The sequence below is a fragment of the Nocardiopsis sp. RV163 genome (genome assembly GCF_001029525.1).
GTDB classification, from domain to species: domain Bacteria; phylum Actinomycetota; class Actinomycetes; order Streptosporangiales; family Streptosporangiaceae; genus Nocardiopsis; species Nocardiopsis dassonvillei.
Genome location: NZ_LEKI01000347.1, coordinates 1 through 1,026, shown reverse-complemented (window position 1 = coordinate 1,026; position 1,026 = coordinate 1). Strand labels below are relative to the sequence as shown.

Here is a 1,026-nt window from a genome sequence, read left to right as displayed (position 1 = left end):
GGTTGCGGGCGATTATCGAGGAGGTGTTGTTGTCGGTGATGTATGAGGTGCCCAGTCGTGAGGATGTGGGTCAGGTGATCATTACGCGGGAGACCGTGATCGACAACGTCAACCCCACCATCGTCCCGCGTGCCCAGTTGCGCCGGACCCGCCAGGAGAAGTCCGCCTAGCAGCGTCCTTCCGGACCCCGTGCCGCGTCCTCCGCACCCGCGACGGGTCCGGCGGGGCCCTCCTGGGGTCCGCCTCCCGTTCTCCGGCGGCTGACCCGCCCGCAGGACGGGAACCAGCACGCGCGAGGGGGCGCCCCGACCGGGGCGCCCCCTCGCGCGTGTCCGGGGGCGCGATCCGCCCCCGCGGGGACGGGCGCGGGGGGGCGTCCGGCCTACTCCAGCGCCTGCTGCATGCGCGCGATGTCTGCCTTCTGCTCGGCGATCACGTCGTTGGCCATGCGCATCACCGTCTGGTCCCTGCCCTCTGCCAGCACCTCCTCGGCCATGGTGACCGCGCCCTCGTGATGGGCGGTCATCAGCTCCACGAAGAGGCGGTCGAACTGGTCCCCCTCGGCCGCCGCCAACTGATCCAACTCCTCCTCGGTGGCCATGCCCGGCATGTCGCCGTGGTCCACATCCAGCTCGCAGGTGGGCACTTCGCCGCTCTCGTCGTGGTGGGTGCCGTCCCCCTCCAGTCCGCAGAAGTTCTGGTGCGCCGGGTTGTCCCTGGCCGGTCCGAAGACGTTCTCCTCCAGCCAGCTCTCCATGGCGGTGATCTCCGGGCCCTGGGCGTCGGCGATGCGGTCCGCGATGAGTTCGACGTCCTCGCGCTCGTGGCGCTCGGGCACCAGGTCGGTCATCTCCAGGGCCTGCGAGTGGTGCTCGATCATCATCACCAGGTAGGTGACGTCGGCCTCGTTGTGGCCCTGCTCCTCGGCCAGGGCGGCGATCTGGTCGGCCGTGGCGGGGGAGGACGACTCCCCGGGCGCGCCGGGGGCGATGACGTTGGCCGACTCCTGCTCCTGCCCCTCCCCCC

At 71.0% G+C, this 1,026-nt stretch carries 1 protein-coding gene and 1 pseudogene; one reads left to right on the top strand and one right to left on the bottom strand.

The genetic code is table 11. The features are described 5' to 3' along the window. A pseudogene (locus ABD54_RS28245) lies at positions 1 to 170 on the top strand (ATP-dependent Clp protease ATP-binding subunit ClpX); the annotation flags it as partial. 212 nt (positions 171 to 382) lie between these two features. On the opposite strand, the gene ABD54_RS26625 reads toward ABD54_RS28245, so the two are convergent. Further along, the coding region (locus tag ABD54_RS26625) for a DUF305 domain-containing protein (protein ID WP_047872307.1) at positions 383 to 1,026 on the bottom strand (644 nt) is incomplete at its 5' end.